The sequence below is a fragment of the Streptomyces sp. NPDC020299 genome (genome assembly GCF_044387825.1).
Taxonomy (GTDB): Bacteria; Actinomycetota; Actinomycetes; order Streptomycetales; family Streptomycetaceae; genus Streptomyces.
Genome location: NZ_JBIRWL010000006.1, coordinates 128,633 through 155,545, shown reverse-complemented (window position 1 = coordinate 155,545; position 26,913 = coordinate 128,633). Strand labels below are relative to the sequence as shown.

The following is a 26,913-nucleotide window of genomic DNA, read 5'->3' as shown; positions in this document are numbered from 1 at the left end:
AGCATGGAGCAGAGGCATCTGGGCCGTACCGGCCTGCGCGTGTCCCGGATCGGGCTGGGCACCCTCACCTGGGGCCGGGACACCGACGAGCACGACGCCGCGGACATGCTGAAGGCGTTCTGGGAGGCGGGCGGGACCCTCGTCGACACCGCGGACGTGTACGGCGCCGGCGAGGCCGAGTATCTGCTCGGGCAGCTCATGGAAGGGCTCGTGCCGCGCCGCGACCTGGTCATCTCGACGAAGGCGGGGAGCGTGCCCGACCCCGACCGCCGTTTCGACGGCTCGCGCGGTCACCTGCTCGCCGCGCTCGACGCCTCCCTGGCCCGCCTCGGCACGGACTACGTCGACCTGTGGCACGTCCACGCCTTCGACCCGGAGACTCCGCTGGAGGAGACGCTCCAGGCTCTGGACCTGGCGGTGAGCAGTGGGCGCGCCCGCTACGTGGGCGTCTCCAACTTCTGCGGCTGGCAACTGGCGAAGGCGGCGACCTGGCAGCTCGCGGCGCCGGGGACGCGGACCCGGCTGGCGGCCACGCAGCTGGAGTACTCGCTGCTCCAGCGCGGAGTCGAGCGCGAGGTGCTGCCGGCCGCGCTGGACCTCGGTGTGGGGCTGCTGCCGTCCTCGCCGCTCGGGCGGGGGGTGCTGACGGGCAAGTACCGCAACTCCACTCCCGCGGACTCGCGGGGCGCCTCGGAGCACCTGGCGCCGTTCGTCGCGCCGTACCTCGACGACACGGCGACCCGCATCGTGGAGGCGGTGACCACGGCGGCGGACGGGCTCGCGGTGACCCCGCTCCAGGTCGCCCTCGCCTGGGTCCGCGACCGGCCGGGCGTGGCCGCCCCGATCGTCGGCGCGCGCACCGCGCAGCAGCTCACGGCCGCGTTGTCAGTGGAGGCCCTTAGTCTTCCTGACGAGATCTGCCGGGCGCTCGACGACGTGTCGGCGCCCGTGCACCGCTATCCCGATCACGACTGGAGCACGCTGTGAGCACGGACCCTGAGACCACGGCGATCTCCGACGGATCGGCGGGAGGGGCCGGGAAGACCGCCGGGCCCACCGGAGGAACGGGCGCCGCGGGCACCGCGGCCGGTACGGCAGGTGAGACCGGCCCGGCGGGCCGGGGTGAGCCGGTCGGGGAGGGCGCGGAAACCGCCCTGACCGCCGGACGAGCGGACGAGGCGGCCGGTGAGACCGCGCCCGGCGAAGCTGCCGAAGACGCCCATGGGGCCGGCCCGGGCGAGCCGGCCGGCGAGGGCGACGCGTCCGCAGCCGAGGCCCAAGGGCCGGCTGAGTCGGGCGGGGAAGGCGGGGACGCCGCTCCCGAGGTGTCCGAGGCCGAGGCCGAGTTGGCGGCGCAGCGGGTTGAGCGGGAGCGGATCGCGCGGCGGAAGGCCGAGAAGGCGGGGCCGGTCGCCGGCGGGGGCAAGCTCAGTGGGAAGGCCGCCGAGTTGCTGGCGGCCGTGCGGGCGGTGGAGGGCGGCGAGAAGCCCGCGGCCACCGTGTTCGGCGAGCCGGCGCCGGCGCCGCGGCGGCCGGCCCCGGAGCCCGTGCGGCGTCCGCAGGCCGCCCCGGCCGCCGCCGGTCCCGCGGCGGACGCCGTCGCGGCCGTACGGGGCGTGCTCGCCGAGGGTGGCGCACCCGAGGCGCTCGCGCCGCAGGTCGCCGCGGCTCTCGGCGAGGCTGCCGATGCCGTGCTGCGCGAGGACCCCTGGCAGCTGCTGCGGGTCGCCGGGGTGCGTCCCGAGCAGGCCGACGGATTCGCCCGGGCGCTGCTCGGCGCGGAGTGCGGGCCGGACGACGAGCGGCGGGGCCGTGCGGTGACCGGCTGGCTGCTGGAGCAGGCGGCCCTGGCCGGACACACCGCCCTGGAACTGCCCGCGCTCACCGACGCGCTGGGCCGGCAGGGTGTGCCCGATCCGGACGCGGCCGTGCAGAGCGCACTCGCGGAGGGCGAGGCCCTGGTCTTCCAGGACGCGTTGGAGGAGCCCGGCGCCCCGGCCCGGCCGGTGGAGGGCGAGGACGGGGAGGAGAGCGACGAGCAGCGGCCGGTGCGCGTGCTCGTCGGCCTGGAGCGGTACGCGCTCGCCGAGGAGAGCCTCGCCGACGGTCTGGCCCGTCTGGTCAACTCGCTGCCCAAGGAGGCCGCCGAGGAGTGGCAGGCGGTGGCCGCGTCCGGCGGCGCCGCGGAGCTGGTGCGGGCTGTCGCCGGGCACGGGCTGGTGCTGCACACGGGCGGTGAGGCTGCGCGCGCCGAACCGGCGGCCCTGCTGACCGCGGCCCGGGCGGCCGGGCTGCGGGCCGTGGCGGCCTGCCACACGCCGGACGGACGGCACCGGTTCGCGGCCCTGCTCGACGCCGGGGACGAGGGAGAGGGCGTCGAGTCCGTCGTCACCGTTCCCGGTCTGCTGGCCGGTGCCGAGGGACCCGGCCGGGACGCCGAGGGCAGCCTGGACCTGGATCTGCTGATCATGCTGGACGCCCCGCAGCTCGATGTGGAGAGCGCGGCGATGATCGTGGAGTCGCTGCCCGACGGGGCCCGCCTCGTGCTCACCGGGGACCCGGGGGTGCTGTGGTCGGCCGGGCCCGGCCGGGTCTTCGCCGATCTGCTCGCCGCGCGCGTGTGCCCGCAGGTCGCCTCCCGCGTCCCCGACCCGGGCCCGCTCGGCGAGCTGGTCTCCGGCGTCGGCGTCGGCGAGCTGAACCAGGTCGAGGCGCCCGGCAAGGAGATCGTCATCGTGCCGGTCCGGGACGCGGGCGAGGCCGTGCACCGGGCCGTGCAGCTGGTCGCGGACTCCGTGCCCCGGGCCATCGGGGTACCGCCCGAGCAGACAGTGGTGATCACCCCGGGCCACTCGGGCGCAGCGGGCACCCGGGCGCTGAACACGGCGCTCAAGGAGCGGCTCAACCCGGGCCCCGGCCGCTTCGGCGGCTTCGACCCGGGCGACCGGATCGCCTACTCCCCCGCCCCGGGCCGAACGCTGCCCGGCCACGTGGTGCAGGCCGACGCCGACGGCCTGCACCTGTCGTGCGCGGGCGCCCCCGTCGTCGTACCGAGGGAACGGGTGGAGCAGTCCGTGCGGCACGGGTGGGCGCTGACCGCGCACCAGGCGGTCGGTGTGCGGTGGCCCGCGGTGGTCGTCGTGCTGCCCGGCGACGCCGCCCAGGCCCTCAGCCGGCCGTGGGTGTACACGGCCTTCGGCCGGGCGAGCCGGCATCTGTCCGTGGTGCACGGCGTCGAGCAGGCGCTGCCCAGGGCCGTCGCCGAGATCCCGGCCAAGCCGCGGACGACGCGGCTGCCGGTGCTGCTGAGAACGCAGGTCCCGGCGGCGGACTGAGCGGTCGGGGCGGTGCCGGACCGGCCCGAGGGCCGTACGGCACCGCCGCCCGGGTCAGCGTTCGGCGTCCAGGGGTTCGAGGTCCTCGTCCCCGTCGAGGTCGAGGGCGTCCTCGAAGTCGTCGGCCTCGTCGTTGTCGTCGGCGTCGTCGTGGTCGTCGTCCGTCTCCTCGTCGAACACCGCGCTGACGTCGAACCGGCAGACCACCCGCTGCGGATCGATCTGCTCGAAGGGTGCCTCGAGCCACTCGCCGGGCTCGGCGGGTTCGTCGGCGGCGGTGACCCAGAGCGTGGAGTCGCCCTCCTCCAGGCCGAACTCCTTGTGACGGGAGGCGATCTCGTCCGGTTCGAACTCGCCGAACAGGACGCCCAGCGCGCCGTGGACGGTGCTGGAGGCATCCATGCCGTCGTCGTAGTCCGCCGCCTCGACCCGCTGGGCCTGCGCCTGCAGCCGCTGGGGTTCCGCGACGGCGTAGTCACGGCGGATCAGCACGCTGATCGCGTTCGGCTCCTCGGGGCCCGTGTACGGCGGCAGCGAGTCCTCCGCGGCGGGGATCTCGAAGGGGGTGACCTCGTCGTAGCGGTCGTAAAGCAGCTCGTCGTACGCCTCGGCGGCCGCCGCCAGCTGGTTGAACGCCTCGTAGACGGCCGGGTCGTCCTCACCCGACCTGCGTTCGACCGCCGCCAGGTGGCGGTCGAGCGCGGTCTTGACCGCCTCGGCGGCGGCGCGTACCTCGGCAGCGGTGGGCTGCGCAGCATCAGACATAGTGCAGACGCTATCCGTACCGGGCCCCAGCCCGCACAATAGATGCGATGCCGGAATACGAATTTGTCGACGTGTACGTGCCTCGCGGGGTCTCCCGCAAGGAGGCGACACGCCTGCTGACGGACCATGCCGAGTACGGGAACTGGGAGTTGGACCGACTGAGCCTGCTGCGCGACGGCAGCCGCAAGGTGCGGTTGCGCCGGCGGATCATCCGCCAGGTGCGCGCCACGTGGTGAGGCAGGGCGACTGAGACGGAGCGGGCCCCGCATCGACGGGGCCCGCTCCGTTTCCCGGCCGGTGGGGTCACCGGACGTGCGTCACGCCGAGGCCCGCGCCTTGCGGTAGAGCACCGCACCCGCGAGCAGCATGCCCGCGCCCGCGGGCAGGGCGATGCCCAGCGGCAGGTCGCCGCCGGTGTGGGCGAGCTGCGCGGCGTCCGACGGCTGGGCGGGGGTACGTCCACCCTGCTGGCCGACGTGCGAGGAGCCGCCCGGTGCCCCGGGGTGACCGGGCTGTCCCGGGGTGCCCGGGTGTCCCGGGTTTCCCGGCTGGCCCGGCTGGCCTGGGTTTCCCGGCTGGCCCGGCTGGCCTGGGTTTCCCGGCTGGCCCGGCTGGCCCGGGTTTCCCGGCTGCCCCGGGTTTCCCGGCTGCCCCGGGTTTCCCGGCTGCCCCGGGTTTCCCGGCTGCCCCGGCTGCCCCGGCTGCCCCGGCTGCCCCGGCTGCCCCGGCTGCCCCGGCGGAGTCGTACCGCCGCCACCTCCCGGAGGGGTCCCGTGGCCGCCACCGTGGCTCCCGCCGTTGGCACAGTCGTTGCCCGCGGTGGCGTTGCCGGCGCCGATGACGTTGACGCTGTTGCCGCACACGTTCACGGGGGCGTCGACCGGCGCCTGGACATGGTTGCCCGAGCCGACACCGGGCGAGCCCCCGGTGTGACCGCCCGCGTGAGAACCGCCGGAGCCGCCGTGACCGTAGCCGCCGTGGTCGGCGCAGTGGTTGCCCACCGCCGGGTTGAACGCCCCCACGACGTCGACGCTGTTGCCGCACGCGTTCACCGGCGCGTCGATCGGCGCCTGCACGGTGTTGCCGGACAGTACGCCCGGCGAGCCGCCGGTGTGTCCGCTCGCGTGAGCGCCGCCGGAACCGCCGTGGTTGACGCAGTGGTTGCCCATCGCGGGGTTGAGCAGCCCGACGACGTTCACGGTGTTGCCGCAGACGTTCACCGGCGCGTGCACCGGCGCCTGGACGGTGTTGCCGGACAGTACGCCCGGCGAGTGGGACGCGGAGCCGCTCGCGCCCGCGTCCGCGTGGGCGTAGCCACTCGCCGCGGCGATGACGCCGGTCGCGGCCGCCACGGTCATCAGGCCCTTACGGGTGCCCTGTCGCATTACTGAATTCCCCCCTGCCTTCACATCCTGCATTTCACGAAAAGACCGGTCGGCCCCGGAGCGCATGGCGCGCGCTCCGGGGCCGACCGTACGGACGTCCCTCAGAGAGACGACGTCACTTGTTGATGCAGGTGTTGCCGAAGGCGGGGTTCAGGAGCCCGATCACGTTAACCGTGTTGCCGCACACGTTCACCGGGACGTGCACCGGCACCTGGACGACGTTGCCGGACACGACACCCGGGGAGTGCACGGCGGCACCCTGAGCACCCGAGTCGGCGACGGCCAGACCCGCGCCCGCGAGAACCAGACCACCGGTGGCAGCCGCAGCAGCGACGACCTTCTTGAGCATTATTCCTCCTTGTTGGCAAAAGCGATCCCGTGTTGCTGATCGCATTACCTGTAACGAGGAGGGAGTAATGGAGCTACGAGCTTATGGTCGCATTCACTCTTCTCAGTCGATCTCGCACGGGCGCCCGAATAGCCGGGCCCATTGCCTCACGACGCGTCGATGAACCGGTCCAGCACCCGCACGCCGAACTTCAGCCCGTCCACCGGCACCCGCTCGTCCACGCCGTGGAACATGCCCGCGAAGTCCAGCTCCGGCGGCAGCTTCAGCGGCACGAAGCCGAAGCCCCGGATGCCGAGGTCGTCGAAGGACTTGGCGTCCGTGCCGGCGGAGAGCATGAACGGGATCGCCTTGGCGGCCGGGTCCTCGGCCAGCAGCGCGGACTGCATGGCCTCGACGATCGCCCCGTCGAAGCTGGTCTCGACGGCCTTGTCGGCGTGCACGTCCTCCCGCTTCACCTTCGGCCCGAGGATCCGGTCGAGGTCGGCGAGGAACTCCTTCTCGTACCCCGGCAGGAAGCGTCCGTCGACGCCCGCGGTGGCCTCGCCCGGAATGACGTTGACCTTGTACCCGGCGCCCAGCTGCGTGGGGTTGGCCGTGTTGCGCAGGCTCGCGCCGATCAGCTTGGCGATGCTGCCGAGCCGGGCGAGCGTGGACTCCATGTCCTCCGGGTCCAGCTCGGTGCCGAGCGCGTCGCCGAGTTCGTCGAGGAAGGCCCGGGTGGTCTTGGTGACCCGCACCGGGAACGTGTGCCGGCCCAGGCGCGCCACGGCCTCCGTCAGCTCGGTGATCGCGTTGTCACGGTGGATCATCGAGCCGTGCCCTGCGGTGCCGGCCACGGTCAGCTTCATCCAGTGGAGGCCCTTCTCGGCGGTCTGGATCATGTACAGCCGCCGCTGCTCGCTGACCGTGAACGAGAACCCGCCGACCTCGCTGATCGCCTCGGTGACGCCCTCGAAGAGGTCGGGGTGGTTGTCGACGAGCCACCGCGCCCCGAACCTGCCGCCCGCCTCCTCGTCCGCGAGGAAGGCCAGCACGATGTCCCGGGGAGGCCGGCGCCCGCTGCGCAGCCGGTCGCGCACGACCGCCAGCGTCATCGCGTCCATGTCCTTCATGTCGACGGCGCCGCGCCCCCACACGCATCCGTCGGCGACCTCCCCGGAAAAGGGGTCGTGGGTCCAGTCGGTGGCGTTGGCCGGTACGACGTCCAGGTGCCCGTGGATCAGCAGCGCGGGCCGGGACGGATCCTCGCCCTGGATGCGGGCCACCGTCGAGGCCCGCCCGGGGTGCGACTCGTAGATCTTCGGGTCCAGCCCCACCTCGGCGAGCTTCTCGGCGACGTACTCGGCGGCCCTGCGCTCGCCCGGGCCCGAGTGGTCTCCGTAGTTGCTGGTGTCGATCTGGATCAGCTCGCGGCAGAGGTCCACGACCTCGTCCTCGCCGGTGACGGCCTTGGCCGTGTCCGTCTCGCTCACGCTGCTTCCTCCCGCTGTGCCTGCTGGTCGGTCCTCCTCATCCTGCCTCCCCGCCCGGCGCGGCCCCAAGAGCGGTCCCGGCCCGTCACACGCCGTTCACGCCCGGCGCGACCGGGGACGGGGTGTGATCGGCCACCCCTGAAAGCCTGGTAATGTTTCCCTCGTCGCCGCGGGGAAACCCCGCACGACAGACACCTTGTCCGGGTGGCGGAATGGCAGACGCGCTAGCTTGAGGTGCTAGTGCCCTTTATCGGGCGTGGGGGTTCAAGTCCCCCCTCGGACACCAGCTGAGACCCCTGCTGAGCAGGGGTCTTTCGCGTGTCAGGGCTGTGGCGCGGCCATCCGCGCGGCGTGCAGTTCCGAGCGGACGAGTTCGAGCAGGCGGCCGGTCCAGTTCCGGCCGCGGCCGGCGTTGTCGCCCCAGAAGCCGGAGTCACTGTCGTCGTAGACGAGGGTCGCGTCGTCCGTGGCCAGGAGGATCCGGGCCAAGGCGGGGTGCTGGGTGTACTTGGCCCGCAGCAGGCCGGCCATCACGGCCGTGCGGGCCTGCTCCCAGCCGTCGCTCCGGCCGGCGCGGGACGCCAGGTCCTTGGCGGTGAACGAGGTGTCGGCCTCGGTGATCGCCGCGCGTGCTTCGGTGTCGTCGGTCGACAGGGCCCAGTAGGCGTGGGCGACGGAGGGATAGGTGACACCCTCGATGTCGACCGGTGCGGGGTAGTCGTTGCGGAGGGCTTTGACACCCGGATCGTCCGATGCCTTCACCGGGTAGCTCTGGTAGAGGTGGATCGCGGGGGCGACCGGGGTCGCGGGTCCGTCCGCCGGGACGCGTGAGGGCCGTTCGGCGATCCATTTCGCCCGGTCCTCGAAGTAGGCGACCGCTTCGTCGTACAGCTCCCGCGTGACCACGGCGTCGGGCCATTCCATGCGCCCGCCGGGCCCAGCCACCAGAGCCTGGAGCGGCTGGTCCTTGCGGTCCATGTCCCCGAGCGCGTAGTGCCGCCGCGTCTCGGGGATGGCGAGGTAGGCGGCCCGTGCCGCGGCCCGCTTCTCCTCGGTCCGGTCGGCCAGGAACGCGTCGACGGCCGCGAGGCACCGATCCGTCGAATCCGGGCGGCCGTTGAGCTGGTCGATGGTGTCGCGTATCTCGGCGAGCAGCAGTTCGGGGGTCAGCCAGGTCTGCGGATCGCTGAACCTCCAGGCGGCCAGCTCGTGCCCGGACGCCCGGGCGCCTTCGGGGAGTTCGGTGGCGACCCAGCCGCTGCGCAGCTTCTCCTCGAACTCCTCGAGGGTCACCAGGCCCCAGCAGTCGACGAGTCCGTCCGCGTAGATGAACAAGTCGGTGAGGTGGTAGTCGAAATTGCGGATGAAGGCATGTCGCCAGGTCCCGGGTACTCGCTTGCCGTCCGCCGTGCGATAGGTGATGCGTCTGCCGATCATCGCGTCATTGTCGTGGTCCGTTCCCGGGCCGCGCGACGGGAATTCCGCGGTCCCGGACGCCCCGTGTGGGCCATCTCTCGTCCCGTCCGAAGACCGCCAGGTCACCGGCTTCCGGCCGGCCCTCACGCATCCCCCGAACAGCCCACCCGAGTGGCCGTGAACAGGCCCGAAGTCTACCGTCGTACTAATATTTCCGGCTTGTTACGGAGCTGGAGCCGGACAACCCCAGGCAGACCTGCGGGCCCGCCAGCGCCCCGGAGGCTTCCGGGATCGAGACGCGAGGACCGATGGCAGCCATACACGAGAGCAATGCTCTTGGCCTGCTCGACGAAGAGATCCGCGAACGGTTCGGCGACACGGCACGCTTCTCCGGGGGCCAGGCGGCCTCCCCGCGCACGCTCGTGGACATCTTCGACGCGTCCGTGCGGTCGTACCCGGACGAACTCGCCCTGGACGACGGCACGACGCAGCTCACCTACCGTGAACTGGCCGCGGATGTCGAGCGGTTGCGGCGCCGGCTGGCCGCCGCCGGGGTCGGCCGCGGTGACCGGGTGGGTGTCCGGGTCCCGTCCGGCACCAACGATCTGTACGTCGCGATCCTCGCCGTGCTCGCCGCGGGTGCCGCCTATGTTCCCGTGGACGCCGAGGACCCGGACGAGCGGGCCGAGTTGGTGTTCGGGGAGGCTCAGGTGCGGGCCGTCGTCGGGGCCGGGCACGAGCTGGCGGTCACCGGCCGCGGTGACGTCCCGGCCGCCCGGCCGGGCGTCGGGCACGACGCGTGGATCATCTTCACCTCCGGCTCCACCGGCAAGCCCAAGGGCGTCGCCGTCACCCACCGCAGCGCCGCCGCTTTCGTGGACGCCGAGGCCGCGCTGTTCCTCACGGAGGAGCCGATCGGGCCCGGCGACCGGGTCATGGCGGGGCTTTCGGTGGCCTTCGACGCGTCGTGCGAGGAGATGTGGCTGGCGTGGCGGTACGGGGCCTGTCTGGTCCCGGTGCCCCGGTCGCAGGTCCGCAGCGGTGCCGACCTCGGGCCTTGGCTGGTCGAGCAGGAGATCACCGTCGTCTCGACGGTGCCGACGCTGGCGGCCCTGTGGGAGCCGGAGACACTGAACGACGTACGGCTACTGATCTTCGGCGGTGAGGCCTGCCCGCCCGAGCTGGTGCAGCGGCTGGTGACGGAGGGGCGCGAGGTCTGGAACACGTACGGGCCCACCGAGGCGACCGTCGTCGCCTGCGCCTCGCTGATGTCGGGCGAGGAGCCGGTCCGGATCGGGCTGCCGCTGGACGGCTGGGAGCTGGCGGTCGTCGACGAGGCTGGGGAGCCGGTGCCGATGGGCGGCAGCGGACAGCTGGTGATCGGCGGGGTGGGGCTCGCCCGGTATCTCGACTCCGAGAAGGACGCGGAGAAGTACGCGCCGCTGGAGTCGCTGGGCTGGGAGCGGGCGTACCGCAGCGGTGACCTGGTCAAGGCCGACCCCGAGGGGCTGGTGTTCCTCGGGCGGGCCGACGAGCAGATCAAGCTCGGCGGGCGGCGCATCGAGCTCGGCGAGGTGGACGCCTCCCTCCAGGCGCTGCCCGGGGTCGCGGGGGCGGCCGCCGCCGTGCGCACCGCCCGCAGCGGCAACCAGCTCCTGGTGGGCTACGTCGTCACCCAGGAGGGCTGGGACCACGCGGCGGCCGTCGAGAAGCTGCGCGCCGAGCTGCCCGCGGCGCTGGTCCCGTTGCTCGCGCCGGTCGCGGACCTGCCCACCCGGACCAGCGGCAAGGTGGACCGGGGCGCGCTGCCCTGGCCGCTGGAGGGCCTGGAGACCGGCGGTCCGGCCGAGCAGCTCTACGGCACCGAGGCCTGGCTCGCCGAGCAGTGGACGGAGGTCCTCGGCATCCCGGTGACCAGCGCCTCGGACGACTTCTTCGCGATGGGCGGCAGCAGCCTGGCCGCCGCCCAGCTCACGACCCGGCTGCGCACCCGCTACCCGAGCGCCGCCGTCCTCGACCTCTACCAGCAGCCCACCCTGCGCAAGCTGGCCCGCCGCCTGGAGAAGTCCGCGCAGGACGACGGCGCCCGCCGCACCGTCGCCCCGGTGCCGACGCGGGCCAAGGTGATCCAGCTGCTGCTGCTCGTGCCGCTGTTCACGCTGCTGGGGCTGCGCTGGACGGTGGCGCTGACCGCGCTGGGCGATCTGCTGCCCGGATACTCCTGGCTGCCGACCGCCCCGTGGTGGCTGGTCGCGGCCGGTGCCGTCCTGCTGTTCAGCCCGCCCGGCCGGCTGGCGATCGCCGCGGGCGGGGCGCGGCTGCTGCTGCGCGGTGTGCGGCCCGGGCGCTACGCGCGCGGTGGCGGGGTGCATCTGCGGCTGTGGACCGCCGAGCGGCTGGCCGAGTTCAGCGGGGCGACCTCGCTGACCGGGTCCTGGCTGCAGCGGTACGCGCGGGCGCTGGGCGCCAAGGTCGGGCAGGACGTCGACCTGCACTCGCTGCCGCCGGTCACCGGCATGCTCAAGCTGGGCCGGGGCGCGGCCGTGGAGTCCGAGGTCGATCTGTCCGGGTACTGGCTGGACGGCGACCGCCTGGAGATCGGCCCGGTGAGGGTCGGCGCGCACGCCGTCGTCGGTACCCGCAGCATGCTCTTCCCGGGCGCTCGGGTCGGCAAGCGGGCCGAGGTGGCGCCCGGTTCGGCCGTCACCGGCCAGATTCCGACCGGTCAGCGCTGGGCGGGCGCGCCCGCCGTGAAGCTCGGCAAGGCCAAGCGGAACTGGCCGAAGGACCGGCCCCGGCGTGGAGCCTTCTGGCGGTTCATGTACGGCGTCTCCGGTGCCGCGCTGTCCCTGCTGCCGGTGGTCGCGGGTGCCGCCGCGCTCGCCGTGGCCACGCTGTTCGTGGCGCCCGGCGCCGGTCTCGGCGCGGCCCTGCGGGGTGCGGCGCTCGCGCTGGTCCCGGCCACGCTCGCCTTCGGGCTGGCGTACGCGCTGCTGATCCTCGTCTGCGTGCGGCTGCTGAGCCTGGGCCTGCGCGAGGGCACGTATCCGACGCACGGCCGGATCGGCTGGCAGGCGTGGACCGTCACGCAGCTGATGGACCGGTCCCGGGAGACGCTGTTCCCGCTGTACGCCGGGCTGGTCACGCCGGTGTGGCTGCGGCTGCTCGGGATGCGGATCGGGCGGGGCGCCGAGGTGTCGACGGTGCTCGCGCTGCCGAGCCTGACCACCGTCGGCGAGGGCGCGTTCCTGGCCGACGACACGCTGACCGCGCCGTACGAGCTGGGCGGCGGCTGGCTGCGGATCGGGCGCGCGGAGATCGGGCGGCGGGCCTTCCTGGGGAACTCCGGGATGACCGCGCCGGGCCGGTCCGTGCCGGACGGCGGGCTGGTGGGGGTGCTGTCGGCGACCCCGAAGAAGGCGAAGAAGGGCAGCTCCTACCTGGGGCTGCCGCCGGTGAAGCTGCCGCGCAGCGCGAGCGACGGCGACCAGAGCCGTACGTACGACCCGCCGGCCCGGCTGCTGTGGGCGCGGGGTCTGGTGGAGCTGTGCCGGATCGTGCCGGTGCTGTGCTCGGCGGCGCTGGCCGTGCTGACGGTGGCGGCGCTGTGCCTGCTGGGCGGCTGGGCTCCGCTGCTGTCCGGGCTGATGCTGCTCGCGGCGGGTGCGGCGGCCGGGCTCGTGTCGGTCGTCGCGAAGTGGCTGCTCGTGGGCCGGCACCGCAGCGGGGAGCACCCGCTGTGGAGCGGCTTCGTGTGGCGTAACGAGCTGGCGGACACCTTCGTCGAGGTGGTGGCCGTGCCGTGGCTGGCCGGTTCGGTGCCGGGTACGCCGGTGATGACGGCGTGGCTGCGCGGGCTGGGCGCTCGGATCGGGCGCGGTGTGTGGGTGGAGAGCTACTGGCTGCCCGAGTCCGACCTGGTGACCCTGGAGGACGCGGCCACCGTGAACCGTGGCTGTGTGCTGCAGACGCACCTCTTCCACGACCGGATCTTGCGGACGGATACTGTGGTCCTCCGTGAGGGCGCGACGCTGGGCCCTGGCGGGATCGTGCTGCCCGGCAGCACGGTCGGGGCCCGTACGACGCTGGGTCCCGCGTCGCTCGTCATGGCCGCGGAGTCCGTTCCGGACGGCACCCGCTGGCTCGGCAACCCGATCGAGGCATGGCGTCCCTGAACGCGGGCCACTCGGGACCGGTGAGCGAGGTACCGGCACGGAGTGGCAGCGCGGCGCAGGGAGCGGAAACAGCGGTGGCGGTTCAGCAGTCGGCGGGGCAGGACCCGTACTTCCCGGACAACGGTGACTTCCGGTACCGGGTGCACCGCTACGAGCTCACGCTGGACTACCGCCCGGGTCCGAACCGGCTGTCGGGCACGGCCCGTATCAACGCCATCGCGGGGCGTTCGCCGCTCACCGAGTTCCAGCTGAACCTGGCCGACTTCCGGGTGGGCCGGGTCCGGGTGGACGGCCGCCAGCCGCACTACACGCGCCGGGCCGGCCGGCTGCGTGTGCGTCCCGCGAAGCCGGTCCGTGCCGGGGCCGCGTTCACGGTCGAGGTGCAGTGGTCGGGCAACCCCAAGCCGGTCACCAGCCCCTGGGGCGGGATCGGCTGGGAGGAGCTGGAGGACGGGGCGCTGGTGGCGAGCCAGCCGGTGGGCGCGCCGTCCTGGTACCCGTGCAACGACCGGCCCTCCGACAAGGCGTCGTACCAGATCTCGATCACCACGCCGTCGGCGTACGCGGTGGTCGCGGGCGGGCGTCTGCTGACCCGTACGACGAAGGCCTCGACGACCACGTGGGTGTACGAGCAGTCCGCGCCCACGTCCAGTTATCTCGTCGGGCTGGCGATGGGCAAGTACCAGACGGTGCTGCTCGGCGACCCGGGCCCGGGGGGCGTCCCGCAGCACGGGCACATACCGGCGCAGCTGCTGCCCCACTTCTCCCGGGACTTCGCCCGCCAGCCCGCGATGATGGAGCTGTTCGAGGAGCTGTTCGGCCCGTATCCCTTCGACGAGTACGCCGTGGTGGTCACGGAGGAGGAGCTCGATGTGCCCGTCGAGGCACAGGGGTTGTCGCTGTTCGGCGCCAACCACGTGGACGGGGCGCGGGGTTCGGAGCGGCTGGTGGCGCACGAGCTGGCGCACCAGTGGTTCGGCAACAGCGTGTCCATCGCCGACTGGCGGCACATCTGGCTGAACGAGGGCTTCGCCAAGTACGCGGAGTGGCTGTGGTCGGAGCGTTCGGGCGGCCGCAGCGCCCACCAACACGCCTCTTCCGCACACCGGTTGCTGTCCTCACTGCCGCAGGACCTGCGGCTCGCCGACCCGGGGCGCAAGCTGATGTTCGATGACCGGCTCTACGAGCGCGGCGGCCTCGCCGTGCACGCGGTGCGCTGTGCGCTGGGTGACGAGGCGTTCTTCCGGATGCTGCGCGAGTGGACGCGGCTGCACCGCGGCGGTTCCGCGTCGACGGCGGTATTCACCGCACACGCCGCGCGGTTCGCGGACGAGCCGCTGCACGATCTGTTCACCGCCTGGCTGCACGAGACCCGGCTGCCGCCGCTGCCCCGGCCCGACGCACGGGTCGCCGTCTGAGATGTGCTGAAGGGTGCTGACGGGTGCTGAAGGGTGCTGACGGGTGCTGACGGGTGCTGCGACAATGGCGTCCATGACCTCGCGTTTCTGCCCGTGCGGGCTGTCCGAGCCGTACGAGAAGTGCTGCGGCCGCTATCACGCCGGTGCCGCCGCGCCGAGTGCGGAGGCGTTGATGCGGTCGCGGTACAGCGCGTTCGTGAAGGGTGACGCGGGTTACCTGCTGCGCACCTGGCATCCGCGGACGCGGCCCGCGCGGCTGGACCTCGATCCGGGGATGAGGTGGACGGCCCTGGAGGTGCTGGACACCGCGGACGGGTCGGCCTTCCACTCCACCGGGACGGTGACGTTCCGGGCCTCCTACCGGGGCGGTTCGCTGCACGAGCGGAGCCGGTTCGAGCGGGTGGACGGGGCGTGGGTGTACGTCGACGGGGAATTCCCGGATGACTGAGCGCGACCGGTGCGACGACGGCCGCGACTGGTACGACGGCCGCGACTGGTACGACGACGCTGACCACCGCGACGCGGTCCGGCGGGCCCAACGCGCGACGCGGTTCGGCTGGGCGGCGATCGCCGGCGTCTCAGGGCTGCTCGGCTGCGCGGTGATCGCCGACGTCGTCGCCTTCTTGGGCGCGGTCGTCGCCTGCGCGTATGTCGTGATCGTGGTGGCCGCGCATCACTCCTGAGAAATGCGCGGCAGGCACCGGATCAGGGCGCCAGGATGTCCAGTTCGTGGAGGGCGCCCACGGTGATCTCCCTGGTCAGCTGTTCGGCACGGGTCGCGTCGCCGGCGCGGATCGCTTCGGCGAGCTGGACGTGGAGGGTGACGGCGGCCGGGTCGGGGTCCTCGAACATCACCTCGTGGTGGGTGCGGCCCGTGAGGACCTCGGTGACGACGTCGCCGAGGCGGGCGAACATCTCGTTGCCGGAGGCGGTGAGGATCACCCGGTGGAAGGCGACGTCGTGGACGAGGTACCCCTTGAGCCGCCGGCCGCGTGAGTTGGCCACCATGCCGAGGGCGCACTCGGTGAGCTCGGCGCACTGCTCGGCCGTGGCGTTCTTCGCGGCGAGGGCCGCCGCCACCGGTTCGACCGCGGAACGCAGGACGGTCAGCGAGCGCAGCTGGTGCGGGCGGTCGGCGCCCGCCAGGCGCCAGCGGATGACCTGCGGGTCGTAGACGTTCCACTCGGCCTTGGGCCGGACCGTCACGCCCACCCGGCGGCGGGACTCGACCAGATGCATGGACTCCAGCACGCGCACCGCCTCGCGCATCACGGACCGTGACACATCGAAGCTCTGCGCGAGTTCGTCCGTGCGCAGAACGCTGCCCGGAGGGTACTCGCCCGCGGTGATGGCGGGACCGAGGGTGTCCAGTACATGGCCGTGCAGCCCCCGGCCCGGTGTGCTCATGCACTCAGCGTACGCGGTGGATCACTGGGCCAAAAAGTCAGACTTATTTGTCACAGACTCTTGAATTAGTCGTACCTAATCGGTTTCAGTGTCGTCGGCGTCCGTGAAGGCGCCAGATGTCGACGAAGACAGCGAGGCAGAGATGCGTACCCCCCACGTCGTCGTGGTGATGGGCGTCGCCGGCACGGGCAAGACCACGATCGGTCCGCTGCTCGCCGCCCGGTTCGGCGTTCCCTACGCCGAGGCCGACGACTTCCACCCGCAGGCCAACATCGACAAGATGGTGGCCGGCATCCCGCTCGGCGACGCCGACAGGTGGCCGTGGCTCGACGCCATCGGCGCGTGGGCGCACGGGCGGGCCGGGCTCGGCGGGGTGGTCAGCTGTTCGGCGCTGAAGCGGTCGTACCGTGACCGGCTCAGGGCGGCGGCTCCCGGCATCGTGTTCGTGCACCTGGCGGGCGAACGGTCGCTGATCGAGGATCGTATGACGCACCGTCAGGGCCATTTCATGCCCACCGCGCTGCTCGACTCGCAGTTCGCCACCCTCGAACCCCTCCAGGCGGACGAGGCGGGCGTCGTCGTCGACGTCTCCGGCGGTCCGGAGGCCATCACCGAACGGGCCGTGGCGGCGCTCGACGAGCTCCCCGATCCGGCCGCCCGGTAACCCGGCCACCCGCCACCTCCTCACACCCCCACACCCCCACACCCCTCCCCCGTCCCCCGTCCCCCGTAACCGCAAGGGAAACCGTGACCAGACTCAGTGTCGAGATGCTGGCAGCGGACGCGCCTGCGCCGATCACCTCGGCCGGCCACGCACAGCTGGGCATCGCCGTCCTGGTGGGCATCGCCGTCATCGTCCTGCTCATCACCGAGTTCAAGCTCCATGCCTTCCTGGCGCTGACCATCGGGTCGCTGACGCTGGGGGCCGTCGCCGGGGCGCCCCTGGACAAGGCCATCCTCAGTTTCACCACCGGCCTGGGCACCACGGTGGCCGGTGTCGGTGTCCTGATCGCGCTCGGCGCGATACTCGGCAAGCTGCTCGCCGACTCCGGCGGCGCGGACCAGATCGTCGACACGGTCCTCGCCAAGGCGGGCGGCCGGGCGATGCCGTGGGCGATGGTGCTGATCGCCTCGGTGATCGGCCTGCCGCTGTTCTTCGAGGTCGGCATCGTGCTGCTGATCCCGGTGGTGCTGATGGTCGCCAAGCGCGGCAACTACTCACTGATGCGGATCGGCATCCCGGCGCTGGCCGGCCTGTCCGTGATGCACGGGCTGGTGCCGCCGCACCCCGGCCCGCTGGTCGCGATCGACGCGGTCAAGGCCAATCTCGGTGTGACGCTGGCGCTGGGCATCCTCGTCGCGATCCCCACGGTGATCATCGCCGGCCCGCTGTTCTCCAAGGTCGCCGCCCGCTGGGTGGACGTGCCGGTTCCGGACCGGATGCTGCCGCCGCGCGCCTCCGAGGAGCTGGAGAAGCGTCCCGGCTTCGGGCCCACGCTGGCCACCGTGCTGCTGCCGGTCGTCCTCATGCTCGTCAAGGCGCTGGTCGACCTCGTCGTGGACGACCCCGCGAACACCACCCAGCGGGTCTTCGACGTCGTCGGCTCCCCGCTGATCGCCCTGCTCGCGGCCGTCCTCGTCGGCATGTTCACGCTCGGCCGGCCGGCCGGGTTCTCCAGGGAGCGGATCTCGCAGACCGTCGAGAAGGGTCTGATGCCGATCGCGGGCATCCTGCTCATCGTCGGTGCGGGCGGTGGCTTCAAGCAGACCCTGATCGACTGCGGTGTGGGTCAGATGATCCTGGACATCTCCAAGGACTGGTCGATCCCGGCGCTGCTGCTGGCCTGGCTGATCGCGGTGGCGATCCGGCTTGCGACCGGTTCGGCGACGGTGGCGACCGTCTCGGCGGCCGGCCTGGTCGCCCCGCTGGCGGCCGACATGTCGACCACGCACACCGCGCTGCTCGTCCTCGCCATCGGCGCCGGCTCGCTGTTCTTCAGCCATGTCAACGACGCCGGGTTCTGGCTGGTCAAGGAGTACTTCGGGCTGAGCGTCGGGCAGACCGTCAAGACCTGGTCGGTCATGGAGACCATCATCTCCGTGGTCGCCGGCGGACTGGTCCTGCTGTTGTCCCTCGTGATCTAGGAGTACGGCGATGACGGCTCACCCCCTCTTCGACATCGGCGGCCGCACGGCCCTGGTCACCGGCTCCAGCCGGGGCATCGGACTCGCCCTCGCCCGCGGGCTGGTCGAGGCCGGGTGCACGGTGGTCCTCAACGGACGGGACACCGACCGGCTCGCCGAGGCCGCAGCCGCACTGCCCGGCGACCGGGTGCACACGGCCGCGTTCGACGTGACCGACGGCCCGTCGGTGGCCGCCGGAATCGCCGAGGCCGAGGAGCGGGTGGGCCCGCTGGACATCCTGGTCAACAACGCGGGCATGCAACTGCGCGCGCCCCTGCTGGAGTTCACCGACTCCGACTGGCACCGCATCCTGGACACCAACCTCACCAGCGCGTTCCTGGTGGGCCGGGAAGCGGCCCGGCGGATGACGGCCCGCGGCCACGGCAAGATCATCAACATCTGCTCGCTGCAGAGCGAGGTCGCCCGCCCCGGCATCGCGCCGTACGCGGCGACCAAGGGGGCGCTGAAGATGCTCACCAAGGGCATGTGCGCCGACTGGGGACCGCACGGCGTCCAGGTCAACGGCCTCGGCCCCGGCTACATCGAGACCGAGCTGACCGGGCCCCTCGTCGAGGACGAGGAGTTCAGCGCCTGGGTGCGGCGGCGCACCCCGGCCGGCCGGTGGGGCCGTACCGAGGACCTGGTGGGCGGGGTGCTGTTCCTCGCCTCCCCCGCGGCGGACTTCGTCAGCGGGCAGGTGCTGTACGTCGACGGCGGAATGACGAGCGTGCTGTGAACCCCGGGGAGGAACTCGGCACGGCCGCCGCGGCCTTCCGTCAGGGCCGCCACAGCGGATGTTCGCGCTCCGCCCACTCCCGGCTCACCGAACCGGTGCGCAGGCCGCGGCGGGCCTCGGGGTCGGCCAGGGCCATCCCGATGTGACCACCGAGGACGACGCCGATGGTCAGGGCCAGCCAGTCGTGCACGAAGGTGGCGCTGGTGCGCCACATCAGCGGGGTGAGGTGGGTGAACCACATCATCAGGCCGGTGCCGAGCATCACCAGCGTCGCCCCGGCGATCCAGGCGGCGTAGACCTTCTGCCCGGCGTTGAACTTGGCCGCCGGGCGGGCTACGGGCCGCCGGTCGCGGCGCAGCGCGGCGCGCAGCCAGAGCCGGTCGTGCGGGCCGAACCGGTTGAGGAAGCCGAGGTCGGCGCGGAAGGCGCGGGAGGCGAGGCCGAGCAGGACCGGTGCGGGCAGGGCGAGGCCGGCGCACTCGTGGATGCGTACGACCAGTTCGCGACGGCCGACGAGAATGGCGAGCTGGGGGATGTAGAGGCAGGCCGCGGTGGCGACGCACACGCCCATCAGCACGGCCGTCGTCCGGTGCACCCACCGTTCGGCCCGGCTGAAGCGGTGGATCCGCGCGCTCGGCGGGGCGGGGGTCTCAGCTCGTAGGCTCATCTGTCCGTCCGTTCGAGCGGCCCACCCAGGCGTCGACGTCATAGCCCAGCCTCTCCCAGTAGCCCTCCTGGACGCGGTCCGTGACGGTGATGCCGGAGAGCCACTTGGCGGACTTGTAGAAGTACATGGGCGCCACGTACAGGCGGACCGGGCCGCCGTGGTCGTGGCCGATGTCCTTGTCCTGCATGCGCAGGGCGACCAGGATGTCGGGGCGGCGGGCCTGGTCCAGGGTGAGGCTCTCGGTGTACGTGCCGTCGAAGCAGGTGAAGCGGATCGCCTTCGCGCCCTCGCGCACGCCTGCCGTGTCCAGCAGGTGCGCGAGGCGGACGCCCTGGAAGGGGGTGCCCGGGACGCGCCAGCCGGTGACGCACTGCACGTCCTTGACCAGCCGGGTCTGCGGCTGGGCGCGCAGGTCGGCCAGGGTGTAGGTGCGGGGATGGTCGACGAGGCCGTCGATCTTGAGCCGGTAGTCCGCGGGGCCCTTGTGCGGGACGGAGGCGGCCACCGAGTAGTAGCGGAAGCCGCCGCCGTTCGGCAGGAGGCCGGTCAGGCCCGTCGGGTCCTTGCCGGAGACCGTGCCGAGGAAGGACTCCATGCCACGCTGAAGGGCGGGCGCGGCGACCACGCCCAGGGCGCCCAGGCCGAGAGTGCCGAGGAAGACGCGGCGGCCGATGGGGCGGCCCTCGTCCTCGGGTTGTTCGGACTCGGGTTGTTCGGGGTTCACCTTTTCATTCGAGCACTCTTGCGGCCCGGCGGGCCAGTGATCACGGATTCCCGTCAGGATTCCGTAATCACTTCTCATGTCCGTCTCATGGAGAGGCGTCTGTCCGTCGCATGGCGAGGCGTCGGACGCGGGCCGGGTCAGCTGCCGAGGACCCGGCCGCGGGCCGTGCGGAAGGCGGTGCACGGGTCGTGGTGCGGGTACGACCAGGGGGCCTCGGTGGCGTGCCGGCCGATGCGCCGGAACAGGGCGGCGGCCTCGGCGGTCCGCTCCTGGCAGGCCATGGCGTGGGCGAGGAAGTTCAGGTCGACGTGCCGGCGCGGGTGGTCGTCGTGCTCCCACTCCAGCCACCAGTCGAACGCGGCCCGGGTCGCCTGCCGGGCGCGGCTCCCCGTCCAGTGGGCGGAGCCGGCCGGGTCGGCGGGCTCGAAGCCGGCCGTGGCCAGTACGCGGTAGCGCTCGGCGCGGGCGATGACGGGCAGGAGGGCGAGCGGGGAGTCGGCGGGGGCCCGGGCGGCTGTCCGGTCGGCGAAGTCGTACACCTCGTGCAGCGGGTCCGGGCCGCGGCCGGCGTCACGCTCGGCGAGCCGGGCGACCATCAAGTGGTGGGCGTGGTGGTGCTCGGGGTGCCGGTCGCGCACCTCGCCGAAGATCCGGGCCACCGTGTCGTCGTTGCCGGCGGCCCGCTCGAGTAAGAGCAGGCCGAGCCACGGGGTGGGGTCGGCGGGCGCCAGCGCGGCCGCGGCACGGCAGGCGTCCCGGGCCGGGCCGCGCCCCTCCTTCCCACGCCGGGCACGATGGACGAAGGCCAGGGCGAGGAGCGCGGCGGCGTCGGCGGACCGGGGCTCGGCGCCCAGCCAGTCGCGGGCCCAGGCGGCGGCGTACGGGTGCTGAGCGAGGACGGCGATACGGTGTCCCCGCCGGTCCCAGTCGTCCCCGGTGCGCTGCAGAAGCGCGCGGGCGGCCTGCCGACGGCCCTGCGCCAGCGCTGCGCGGGCGGCGACCAGTTCGGCGTCGTCGTGGGCGGGATCGAAGGCGGGGACGGTGCTTCGGTCAGGCACCGGGGCGGACTCCGCCGCGCTCCTCGACCCGCCGCCCGACACGCCACCGCCCACGGGTACGTCACCGAAGTCCCACCCGCCGCCGACCTCCGGCACGGCCCCGGCGCCCAACCCGCCCCACCTGGCCGCGTTCCCGACGCGCCGTCCGCCACCGGCCGCAGCCCCGGGCCCGCGGCCCAACTCACCGTCGACCGCCGGCACAGGCGCGGCGCCCGGCTCGCTGCCAGGCACAGGCTCGGCCGCGTCGGCCGTCCCCGCCCCGGACGCGGCGGTGCCCGCCGTGCGGGACACCGGAACAGGCGCGCCCCCGCAGGGAATCCCCGGCGCGGGAACGGGCGGGTCGGGCGCGGGATCGGGCCGGTCGGCCGACCGCGTGTCGGTGGTGGCCCGGGGGGTGCGGGAGCGGCTTGGGGACAGCGGGGGGCCTTCCTCGGGGGCGGGGCTGGGTGTCGGCGTCCGGGCGGGTGGCGGGCCGGTATCGGCCGATCACGCACAGCAAACCCTCAGCCAACAGTTTCCGTCAAGCGAAGGCGAGGTGTTATACGCGTCAACCACCTTTCCCCATGGGCCAGTTGTGATCCACTCGGCCCCGCGAGCGCCCCCGGGGACACCGCGTCGCAGGTCACCCTGTGGTGTGTGCCATGGCGCCACCGGCCCGGCCAACGGACCATGGCAGTACGGTCCGCCGCCGCCCACGCGTCCCCCCGGGCAGCGTGACCGAGTCAACTGCCCAGTTCCGGGTACTCCCAGGGGCAACGCCGACCCGGGAGCGCTACAGTCGGCCACTACGCACTCCGTGGCCCGGCCGGATGATCGAGGTACGCAGCGTGTCGGTTCTGGTTCTGATTCTCGCCGTGAGCGCGGCCTGTTGTCTGGGCTTCGGGTTCGTGCTCCAGCAGGCCGCCGCCCAGAAGGCACCGCTCGGCGACTTCCTGTCGTTCCGGCTGCTGCTCGACCTGATGAGAGTGCCCAGTTGGCTGGGCGGCATAGGCCTGATGGTGGCCGGCATGGTCCTGGGCGCGATCGCCCTGGGCCAGGGCGAGATCTCCCTGGTGGAACCACTGCTCGCCACGAACCTGCTGTTCGCCCTCGCCCTGTCCCGGTACCGGACCCGGCAGGTCCTCGGCCACCAGGGCTGGGCCGGGCTCGCGCTCCTCGCGGGCGGCGTGACCGCGTTCATCGTGGCCGGGCAGCCGCGCGGCGGGACCGCCGTCGCCGACCCGTTCCGGCACTGGCTGATCATCGGCGCCATGGTCGGCGTCGCCCTGGTGCTCACGACGTACGCCAAACGTTCGAGACTGAGCTGGGGCCCGGTCCTGCTGGCCTGCGCGGCCGGGCTTCTGTACGGCGTGCAGGACGCGCTGACCCGGGTCAGCGGGGAGCGTTTCTCCGAGGGCGGGCTCGCCGAGGTGTTCACCGGCTGGCAGCCGTACGGGGTGGTCGCGCTCGGCGTGACCGGGCTGCTCCTCGTGCAGAGCGCGTTCGAGACCGCCCCGCTGCGTATGTCGCTGCCCGCGCTCACCGCGACCCAGCCGCTGGCCGGGATCCTGTGCGGGGTGGGCTTCCTCGGCGACCGGCTGCGCACCGACACCGGCGCGCTGGCCTGGGAGGCGGCGGGCCTCGCGGCGATCGTCACGGGGATCATGCTGCTGGGGCTGCACCCGGCGATGCCGCGCGGTACGGCGGAGCAGGAGCGGGCGCGGGACCTCCAGCCGCACTGACCCGGCCCGGCTCCCCGGCGGGGCCGCCCTGCTTTGATGGGGCCATGAGCGCTGCTGACGAGATCCTCGACATCGTCGACGAGAACGACCAGGTCATCGGGCGGTCCCCGCGTGGGGAGGCGTACGCGCGCGGACTGCGCCACCGATGCGTGTTCATCCAGGCCCGGGACGGTGCCGGCCGGCTCTTCGTGCACCGGCGTACGCCCACCAAGCTGGTGTTCCCCTCCCTGCATGACATGTTCGTCGGGGGCGTCGTCGGGGCGGGCGAGTCCTACGACGACGCGGCGCTGCGGGAGGCGGAGGAGGAGCTGGGGGTGAGCGGGCTGCCCCGGCCGGCGTTCCTGTTCAAGTTCCTCTACGACAACGGTGCCGGGCAGAGCTGGTGGTCGGCGGTGTACGAGGTCCGTTGCGAGACGCCGGTGCGGCCGCAGGTGGAGGAGGTGGCCTGGTACGACTTCCTGCCCGAGGAGGAGGTGGAGCGGCGGCTCGGCGCGTGGGCGTGGGTGCCGGACGGGCTGGCGGCGTACGAGCGGCTGAGGGCGTTCCGGGCGGCCCCGTGACGCCCCGGTAGGGTCGGCCGTGTGATCGAGTTCGTACGGAACGTCCGGTTGTGGTTCGCGCCGGAGCGGGTGCGGGAGGAGGGCAGTACGCCCGACTACCGGTTCTCGCTGGCGAACGAGCGCACCTTCCTGGCCTGGCTGCGGACCGCGCTGGCGCTGATCGGCGGCGGGTTCGCGGTGGACCAGTTCCTGCCCGAGCTGCGCTGGGGCTGGCGCGTCGGGCTGGCGCTGGCCCTGCTCGCGGCGGGTGTGCTGTGCTCGCTCAGGGCGGTGAACCACTGGGTGCGCTGCGAGCGGGCCATGCGCCGGGGCGAGGACTTGCCCGCCTCCCGGTTCCCCGCCGTGCTGAGCCTGGTCGTCGCGGTGGTCGCCATCGCCATGGTCGTGGTCGTGCTGGCCGGGTGGGCCGGGTGACGACCGATCGGGACCCCGGCCGTGACCCCGGCCGTGATCCAGGGCTGCAGCCGGAGCGGACCCGGCTCGCCTGGCGGCGCACCACGCTGTCGTACGCGGTCGCCTCCGTGCTCGCGCTGCGGGCCGCGCTGCACGGCGGGGTATCGGCCACCGGGATCGTGGCCTGCGCCCTGTGCGGCGGCCTCTGGGTGGGCTTCCTGCTGGTCGCCCACCACCGCATCCGCGCGCTCGCGAGCCCGGCCGAGCGGATCGCCGCGCTCGCCCCGCGCCACGCCCTGGCGGCGGTGCTGTGCACGGTGGCGATGGCGGTGTGCGCCGCCGCGCTCGTCGTGTAGGGCCGGTGGGCCCTTAAGGGGTCCTTGCACTATGCCCGCCCGGGTCACGCGGCCTGGCACCGCACCTCGCCGCGTTGCCGGAAAGCCCTAGTAGCTCCGCTACGAGGGCTTTCCGGCGCCTTGCGATGCACGGCACCAGACCACGCGACCTGATCGGGCGCTCATAGTGCAAGGACCCCTAAGTCCGCTACTGCCCGGAATCCGCTTCCGTCTCCTTCGACCAATCCACGGTCACCACGATCTTGCCCCGGGTCCGGCCCTCCTGGTTCGCCCGGTGCGCGTCCGCCGCCCGCTCCAGCGGGAAGGTCTCGGACACATGCACCGACACCGCACCCTGTTCGGCGAGCTCGGACAGGCGGCCCAGGTCCTCCGCGTCCGGGCGTACGAAGCAGTAGCGGCCGCCGGAGCCGACCACGTCCGGGTCGGCGATCGACGCCAGCCGGCCCTCGGGGGCGAGCAGGTTCACAGAGGCCTTGAGCGCGTCGCCGCCGACGGTGTCGAAGACCGCGTCCACCCCCTCCGGGGCGAGGCCTCGCACCCGCTCGGCCAGGCCGTCTCCGTACGTCACCGGTTCGCCGCCCAGGCCGCGCACGAAGTCGTGGTTGCGCTCGCTCGCCGTACCGATGGCCCGGGCCCCGAAGTGGGCGGCGAGCTGGACGGCGATCGATCCGACCCCGCCGGCCGCCGCGTGCACCAGAACGGTCTCGCCCCGCTTGACCTCCAGCGTCTTGACCAGCACCTGGTAGGCGGTGAGTCCGGCCAGCGGCAGCCCGGCCGCCTCCTCGTGGGTGAGGTTGCGCGGCTTGCGGGCCAGGGTGCGCACGGGGGCGGCCACGTACTCGGCGAAGGTGCCCCGGGACAGGAAGTCCTCGCGGACGTAGCCGATGACCTCGTCGCCGACGGCGAACTCGGTGACGGCCGCCCCCGGTCGCACGACGACGCCGGAGACGTCCCAGCCGGGGACGACCGGGAAGACGGCGTCCAGGAGGCCGTCCAGATAGCCCTCGCGGCACTTCCAGTCGACGGGGTTGACGGCCGCCGCGCGCACCTTCACCAGCACCGAGTCGGGGCCGACCTTGGGATCGCGCAGCTCGCCGTACTCGAGGACCTCTGCTCCGCCGTAGCGGCTGTAGTGGATGCCCTTCATGTCACCGACCCTCCGGGGTACGCGGACGCCACGCAAGCGGGATGACCCGATATGAGTCGTTTACGTGGCAGCCTGTGGTGTCGCCGCCGCCGTCAGTGTCGTCACTGTCACTGTCACCGGCGTCGTCGACGTTCACGTCCCCGTACCCCCCGAAGGTGAGCGCCATGACCGTCCTTCACCAGGAACACACCCTCCACGGCACACACGCCCACGGCCCGGGCTGCGGTCACACGGCGGTGCCGCACGGCGACCACACCGACTACGCGCACGACGGGCACCTGCACCGCGAGCACGAGAGCCACTGGGACGAGTGCGAACCCGCCGGGCACGTCACCCACGAGGGACACGACCACCGGCACGGCGCGGGCTGCGGGCACGCGCGCGTACGGCACGGCGACCACGTCGACTACGTGCACGACGGCCACCGCCACGCCGAGCACGACGGCCACTGGGACGACCACTGACCGGCCGGCAGGCAGCGGCCGACGGCTCCCCGGCAAGCGCCCGGGGAGCCGTCGGCCTATCGTGGCACCGATCACGTTTGGTCCTCCTACTGGACGACATACCGACCGGTCGGCATCATGAGTCGTATCCTGTTCACCGTTCGTAGGAGCGACGTATGAGCCCCGACCATCCGCCCGGACTCGATCTCGACCGGCTGCGCGGCCTGCTCGACCGGGAACGGCCCGGACTGGTGACCGGCCCGCTGACGGGCCGGCTGATCGAGGGCGGACGGTCGAACCTCACCTACGCGGTCTCCGACGGGACCTCCCGGTGGGTCGTACGCCGGCCCCCGCTCGGCCATGTACTGGCCACCGCGCACGACATGAAGCGCGAGCACCGCGTGATCAGCGCGCTGCACCCGACGAACGTACCGGTGCCGAGCCCGGTGCTGCTGTGCGAGGACGAGGACGTACTCGGGTCCCCGTTCTACGTGATGGAGTTCGTCGAGGGCACCCCCTACCGCACCGCGGACCAGCTCGCCCCGCTGGGCGAGGAGCGTACCCGGAACGCCGTGCTGTCCCTCGTCGACACCCTGGTGGAGCTGCACGCGGTGGACCCCGCCGAGGTGGGCCTGGCGGACTTCGGCCGGCCCGAGGGCTTCCTGGACCGGCAACTGCGCCGCTGGGGCAAGCAGCTGGACGCCTCGCGCAACCGCGAACTGGCCGGCATCGACGAGCTGCACGCCACTCTCGGCCGGCGGCTGCCGGACTCCCCCGCGCCCACCGTCGTGCACGGCGACTACCGCCTCGACAACGTCCTGATCGGCGCCGACGACCAGATCAAGGCGATCCTCGACTGGGAGATGTCCACCCTCGGCGACCCGCTCACCGACCTGGGCCTGCTGGTGATGTACAGCCAGCCGCTGGGCATGCCCGAGTCGCCGGTCTCCACCACCGCCGAGGCTCCCGGGCACCCGTCCCCGGCCGAGCTGATCGAGCGGTACGCCGCGCGTTCGGGCCGGGACGTCTCGGCCGTCTCCTGGTACACGGCGTTCGCCTGGTTCAAGCTGGCCGTGATCCTGGAGGGCATCCACTACCGGTACACACTGGGCCAGACGGTCGGGCGCGGCTTCGACCGGATCGGCGAGCTCGTCCCCGTCTTCATCCACCACGGACTGACCACTCTTCAGGAAGGCTGACCG

26 protein-coding genes and 1 tRNA gene are annotated in these 26,913 nt (G+C 72.9%); 17 read left to right on the top strand and 10 right to left on the bottom strand.

What is annotated here, in order from left to right; translation table 11 throughout:
- The first annotated feature begins 3 nt into the window (after positions 1–3).
- Both ACH45E_RS17505 and ACH45E_RS17500 read left to right on the top strand, forming a co-directional pair.
- Positions 4–987 (top strand): aldo/keto reductase, encoded by a 984-nt coding sequence (locus tag ACH45E_RS17505; protein ID WP_361440656.1) that lies wholly within the window; start codon positions 4–6, stop codon positions 985–987.
- Positions 984–3,335, top strand: coding sequence for a helix-hairpin-helix domain-containing protein (locus ACH45E_RS17500; protein ID WP_361440653.1), 2,352 nt, complete (start codon positions 984–986; stop codon positions 3,333–3,335). Before ACH45E_RS17505 ends, ACH45E_RS17500 begins: the two co-directional genes overlap by 4 nt.
- 54 nt (positions 3,336–3,389) lie before the next feature.
- Here ACH45E_RS17500 and ACH45E_RS17495 read toward each other — a convergent pair whose 3' ends face one another.
- Complete coding sequence (locus tag ACH45E_RS17495) at positions 3,390–4,100, bottom strand: hypothetical protein (RefSeq protein WP_361440650.1); 711 nt, start codon at positions 4,098–4,100, stop codon at positions 3,390–3,392.
- A gap of 47 nt (positions 4,101–4,147) precedes the next feature.
- Between ACH45E_RS17495 and ACH45E_RS17490 the strand changes: the two genes are divergently transcribed.
- On the top strand, positions 4,148–4,336 hold the full coding sequence (locus ACH45E_RS17490; protein ID WP_361440647.1) for a DUF5703 family protein: 189 nt from the start codon (positions 4,148–4,150) through the stop codon (positions 4,334–4,336).
- 81 nt (positions 4,337–4,417) lie between these two features.
- Here ACH45E_RS17490 and ACH45E_RS17485 read toward each other — a convergent pair whose 3' ends face one another.
- The 3 genes from ACH45E_RS17485 to ACH45E_RS17475 form a co-directional block, all read right to left on the bottom strand.
- Complete coding sequence (locus ACH45E_RS17485; protein ID WP_361440644.1) at positions 4,418–5,485, bottom strand: chaplin; 1,068 nt, start codon at positions 5,483–5,485, stop codon at positions 4,418–4,420.
- A gap of 115 nt (positions 5,486–5,600) precedes the next feature.
- Entirely contained in the window at positions 5,601–5,834 is a 234-nt protein-coding gene (chpH, locus tag ACH45E_RS17480) for a chaplin ChpH (protein WP_320773918.1), read from the bottom strand.
- Positions 5,835–5,980: 146 nt separating this feature from the next.
- The gene (locus ACH45E_RS17475; RefSeq protein ID WP_361440640.1) at positions 5,981–7,306 is read right to left on the bottom strand and encodes a M20/M25/M40 family metallo-hydrolase; all 1,326 of its coding nucleotides are present in this window, start codon (positions 7,304–7,306) and stop codon (positions 5,981–5,983) included.
- Between the two features lie 198 nt (positions 7,307–7,504).
- Here ACH45E_RS17475 and ACH45E_RS17470 point away from each other — a divergent pair.
- Positions 7,505–7,592: transfer RNA gene (locus ACH45E_RS17470), tRNA-Leu, on the top strand.
- A gap of 35 nt (positions 7,593–7,627) precedes the next feature.
- Here ACH45E_RS17470 and ACH45E_RS17465 read toward each other — a convergent pair.
- A complete protein-coding gene (locus ACH45E_RS17465; RefSeq protein WP_361440637.1) occupies positions 7,628–8,743 on the bottom strand; it encodes an NADAR family protein in 1,116 nt (371 codons plus the stop codon).
- Between the two features lie 287 nt (positions 8,744–9,030).
- On the opposite strand from ACH45E_RS17465, the gene ACH45E_RS17460 reads away from it, so the two are divergent.
- From ACH45E_RS17460 to ACH45E_RS17445, 4 genes are all read left to right on the top strand, one after another.
- Positions 9,031–12,897 (top strand): Pls/PosA family non-ribosomal peptide synthetase, encoded by a 3,867-nt coding sequence (locus ACH45E_RS17460; RefSeq protein ID WP_361440634.1) that lies wholly within the window; start codon positions 9,031–9,033, stop codon positions 12,895–12,897.
- Positions 12,898–12,971: 74 nt separating this feature from the next.
- Positions 12,972–14,315: a M1 family metallopeptidase gene (locus ACH45E_RS17455; protein ID WP_361440631.1), complete on the top strand. Its 1,344-nt coding sequence runs from the start codon at positions 12,972–12,974 to the stop codon at positions 14,313–14,315.
- Positions 14,316–14,388: 73 nt separating this feature from the next.
- Entirely contained in the window at positions 14,389–14,763 is a 375-nt protein-coding gene (locus tag ACH45E_RS17450; RefSeq protein WP_399040927.1) for a YchJ family protein, read from the top strand.
- Complete coding sequence (locus ACH45E_RS17445; protein ID WP_361440625.1) at positions 14,756–14,998, top strand: hypothetical protein; 243 nt, start codon at positions 14,756–14,758, stop codon at positions 14,996–14,998. Before ACH45E_RS17450 ends, ACH45E_RS17445 begins: the two co-directional genes overlap by 8 nt.
- Positions 14,999–15,020: 22 nt before the next feature.
- On the opposite strand, the gene ACH45E_RS17440 is transcribed toward ACH45E_RS17445, so the two are convergent.
- The gene (locus ACH45E_RS17440) at positions 15,021–15,722 is read right to left on the bottom strand and encodes an FCD domain-containing protein (protein ID WP_361440622.1); all 702 of its coding nucleotides are present in this window, start codon (positions 15,720–15,722) and stop codon (positions 15,021–15,023) included.
- A 142-nt stretch (positions 15,723–15,864) separates the two neighbouring features.
- On the opposite strand from ACH45E_RS17440, the gene ACH45E_RS17435 reads away from it, so the two are divergent.
- The 3 genes from ACH45E_RS17435 to ACH45E_RS17425 all read left to right on the top strand — a co-directional run bounded on the left by ACH45E_RS17435 (position 15,865) and on the right by ACH45E_RS17425 (position 18,642).
- Positions 15,865–16,386 (top strand): gluconokinase, encoded by a 522-nt coding sequence (locus ACH45E_RS17435; protein WP_361440619.1) that lies wholly within the window; start codon positions 15,865–15,867, stop codon positions 16,384–16,386.
- 83 nt (positions 16,387–16,469) lie between these two features.
- Positions 16,470–17,867 (top strand): gluconate:H+ symporter, encoded by a 1,398-nt coding sequence (locus tag ACH45E_RS17430; protein WP_361440617.1) that lies wholly within the window; start codon positions 16,470–16,472, stop codon positions 17,865–17,867.
- A 10-nt stretch (positions 17,868–17,877) separates the two neighbouring features.
- Entirely contained in the window at positions 17,878–18,642 is a 765-nt protein-coding gene (locus ACH45E_RS17425; RefSeq protein WP_361440614.1) for a glucose 1-dehydrogenase, read from the top strand.
- A gap of 40 nt (positions 18,643–18,682) precedes the next feature.
- Here ACH45E_RS17425 and ACH45E_RS17420 read toward each other — a convergent pair whose 3' ends face one another.
- From ACH45E_RS17420 to ACH45E_RS17410, 3 genes are all read right to left on the bottom strand, one after another.
- Positions 18,683–19,309 (bottom strand): cytochrome b/b6 domain-containing protein, encoded by a 627-nt coding sequence (locus ACH45E_RS17420; RefSeq protein ID WP_361440611.1) that lies wholly within the window; start codon positions 19,307–19,309, stop codon positions 18,683–18,685.
- Positions 19,293–20,033: a molybdopterin-dependent oxidoreductase gene (locus ACH45E_RS17415; protein WP_361440608.1), complete on the bottom strand. Its 741-nt coding sequence runs from the start codon at positions 20,031–20,033 to the stop codon at positions 19,293–19,295. Before ACH45E_RS17415 ends, ACH45E_RS17420 begins: the two co-directional genes overlap by 17 nt.
- A gap of 137 nt (positions 20,034–20,170) precedes the next feature.
- The gene (locus tag ACH45E_RS17410) at positions 20,171–21,091 is read right to left on the bottom strand and encodes a hypothetical protein (RefSeq protein WP_361440605.1); all 921 of its coding nucleotides are present in this window, start codon (positions 21,089–21,091) and stop codon (positions 20,171–20,173) included.
- Positions 21,092–21,900: 809 nt separating this feature from the next.
- On the opposite strand from ACH45E_RS17410, the gene ACH45E_RS17405 reads away from it, so the two are divergent.
- From ACH45E_RS17405 to ACH45E_RS17390, 4 genes are read left to right on the top strand one after another with little or no spacing between them, the layout of a single operon-like run.
- The gene (locus ACH45E_RS17405) at positions 21,901–22,812 is read left to right on the top strand and encodes a DMT family transporter (protein WP_361440602.1); all 912 of its coding nucleotides are present in this window, start codon (positions 21,901–21,903) and stop codon (positions 22,810–22,812) included.
- A 44-nt stretch (positions 22,813–22,856) separates the two neighbouring features.
- The gene (locus tag ACH45E_RS17400; protein ID WP_361440599.1) at positions 22,857–23,372 is read left to right on the top strand and encodes an NUDIX domain-containing protein; all 516 of its coding nucleotides are present in this window, start codon (positions 22,857–22,859) and stop codon (positions 23,370–23,372) included.
- Positions 23,373–23,393: 21 nt separating this feature from the next.
- Entirely contained in the window at positions 23,394–23,786 is a 393-nt protein-coding gene (locus ACH45E_RS17395) for a DUF202 domain-containing protein (protein WP_361440596.1), read from the top strand.
- Positions 23,783–24,121 carry a DUF202 domain-containing protein gene (locus ACH45E_RS17390; RefSeq protein ID WP_361440593.1) on the top strand — a complete coding sequence of 113 codons (339 nt, stop codon included), beginning with the start codon at positions 23,783–23,785 and terminating at the stop codon, positions 24,119–24,121. Before ACH45E_RS17395 ends, ACH45E_RS17390 begins: the two co-directional genes overlap by 4 nt.
- Before the next feature lie 187 nt (positions 24,122–24,308).
- On the opposite strand, the gene ACH45E_RS17385 is transcribed toward ACH45E_RS17390, so the two are convergent.
- Positions 24,309–25,268 carry an NADP-dependent oxidoreductase gene (locus ACH45E_RS17385; protein ID WP_361440590.1) on the bottom strand — a complete coding sequence of 320 codons (960 nt, stop codon included), beginning with the start codon at positions 25,266–25,268 and terminating at the stop codon, positions 24,309–24,311.
- 164 nt (positions 25,269–25,432) lie between these two features.
- Here ACH45E_RS17385 and ACH45E_RS17380 point away from each other — a divergent pair, with 164 nt between their 5' ends.
- Entirely contained in the window at positions 25,433–25,732 is a 300-nt protein-coding gene (locus tag ACH45E_RS17380; protein ID WP_361440587.1) for a hypothetical protein, read from the top strand.
- Positions 25,733–25,887: 155 nt separating this feature from the next.
- Positions 25,888–26,910, top strand: coding sequence for a phosphotransferase family protein (locus ACH45E_RS17375; protein WP_361440584.1), 1,023 nt, complete (start codon positions 25,888–25,890; stop codon positions 26,908–26,910).
- Positions 26,911–26,913: the final 3 nt, after the last annotated feature.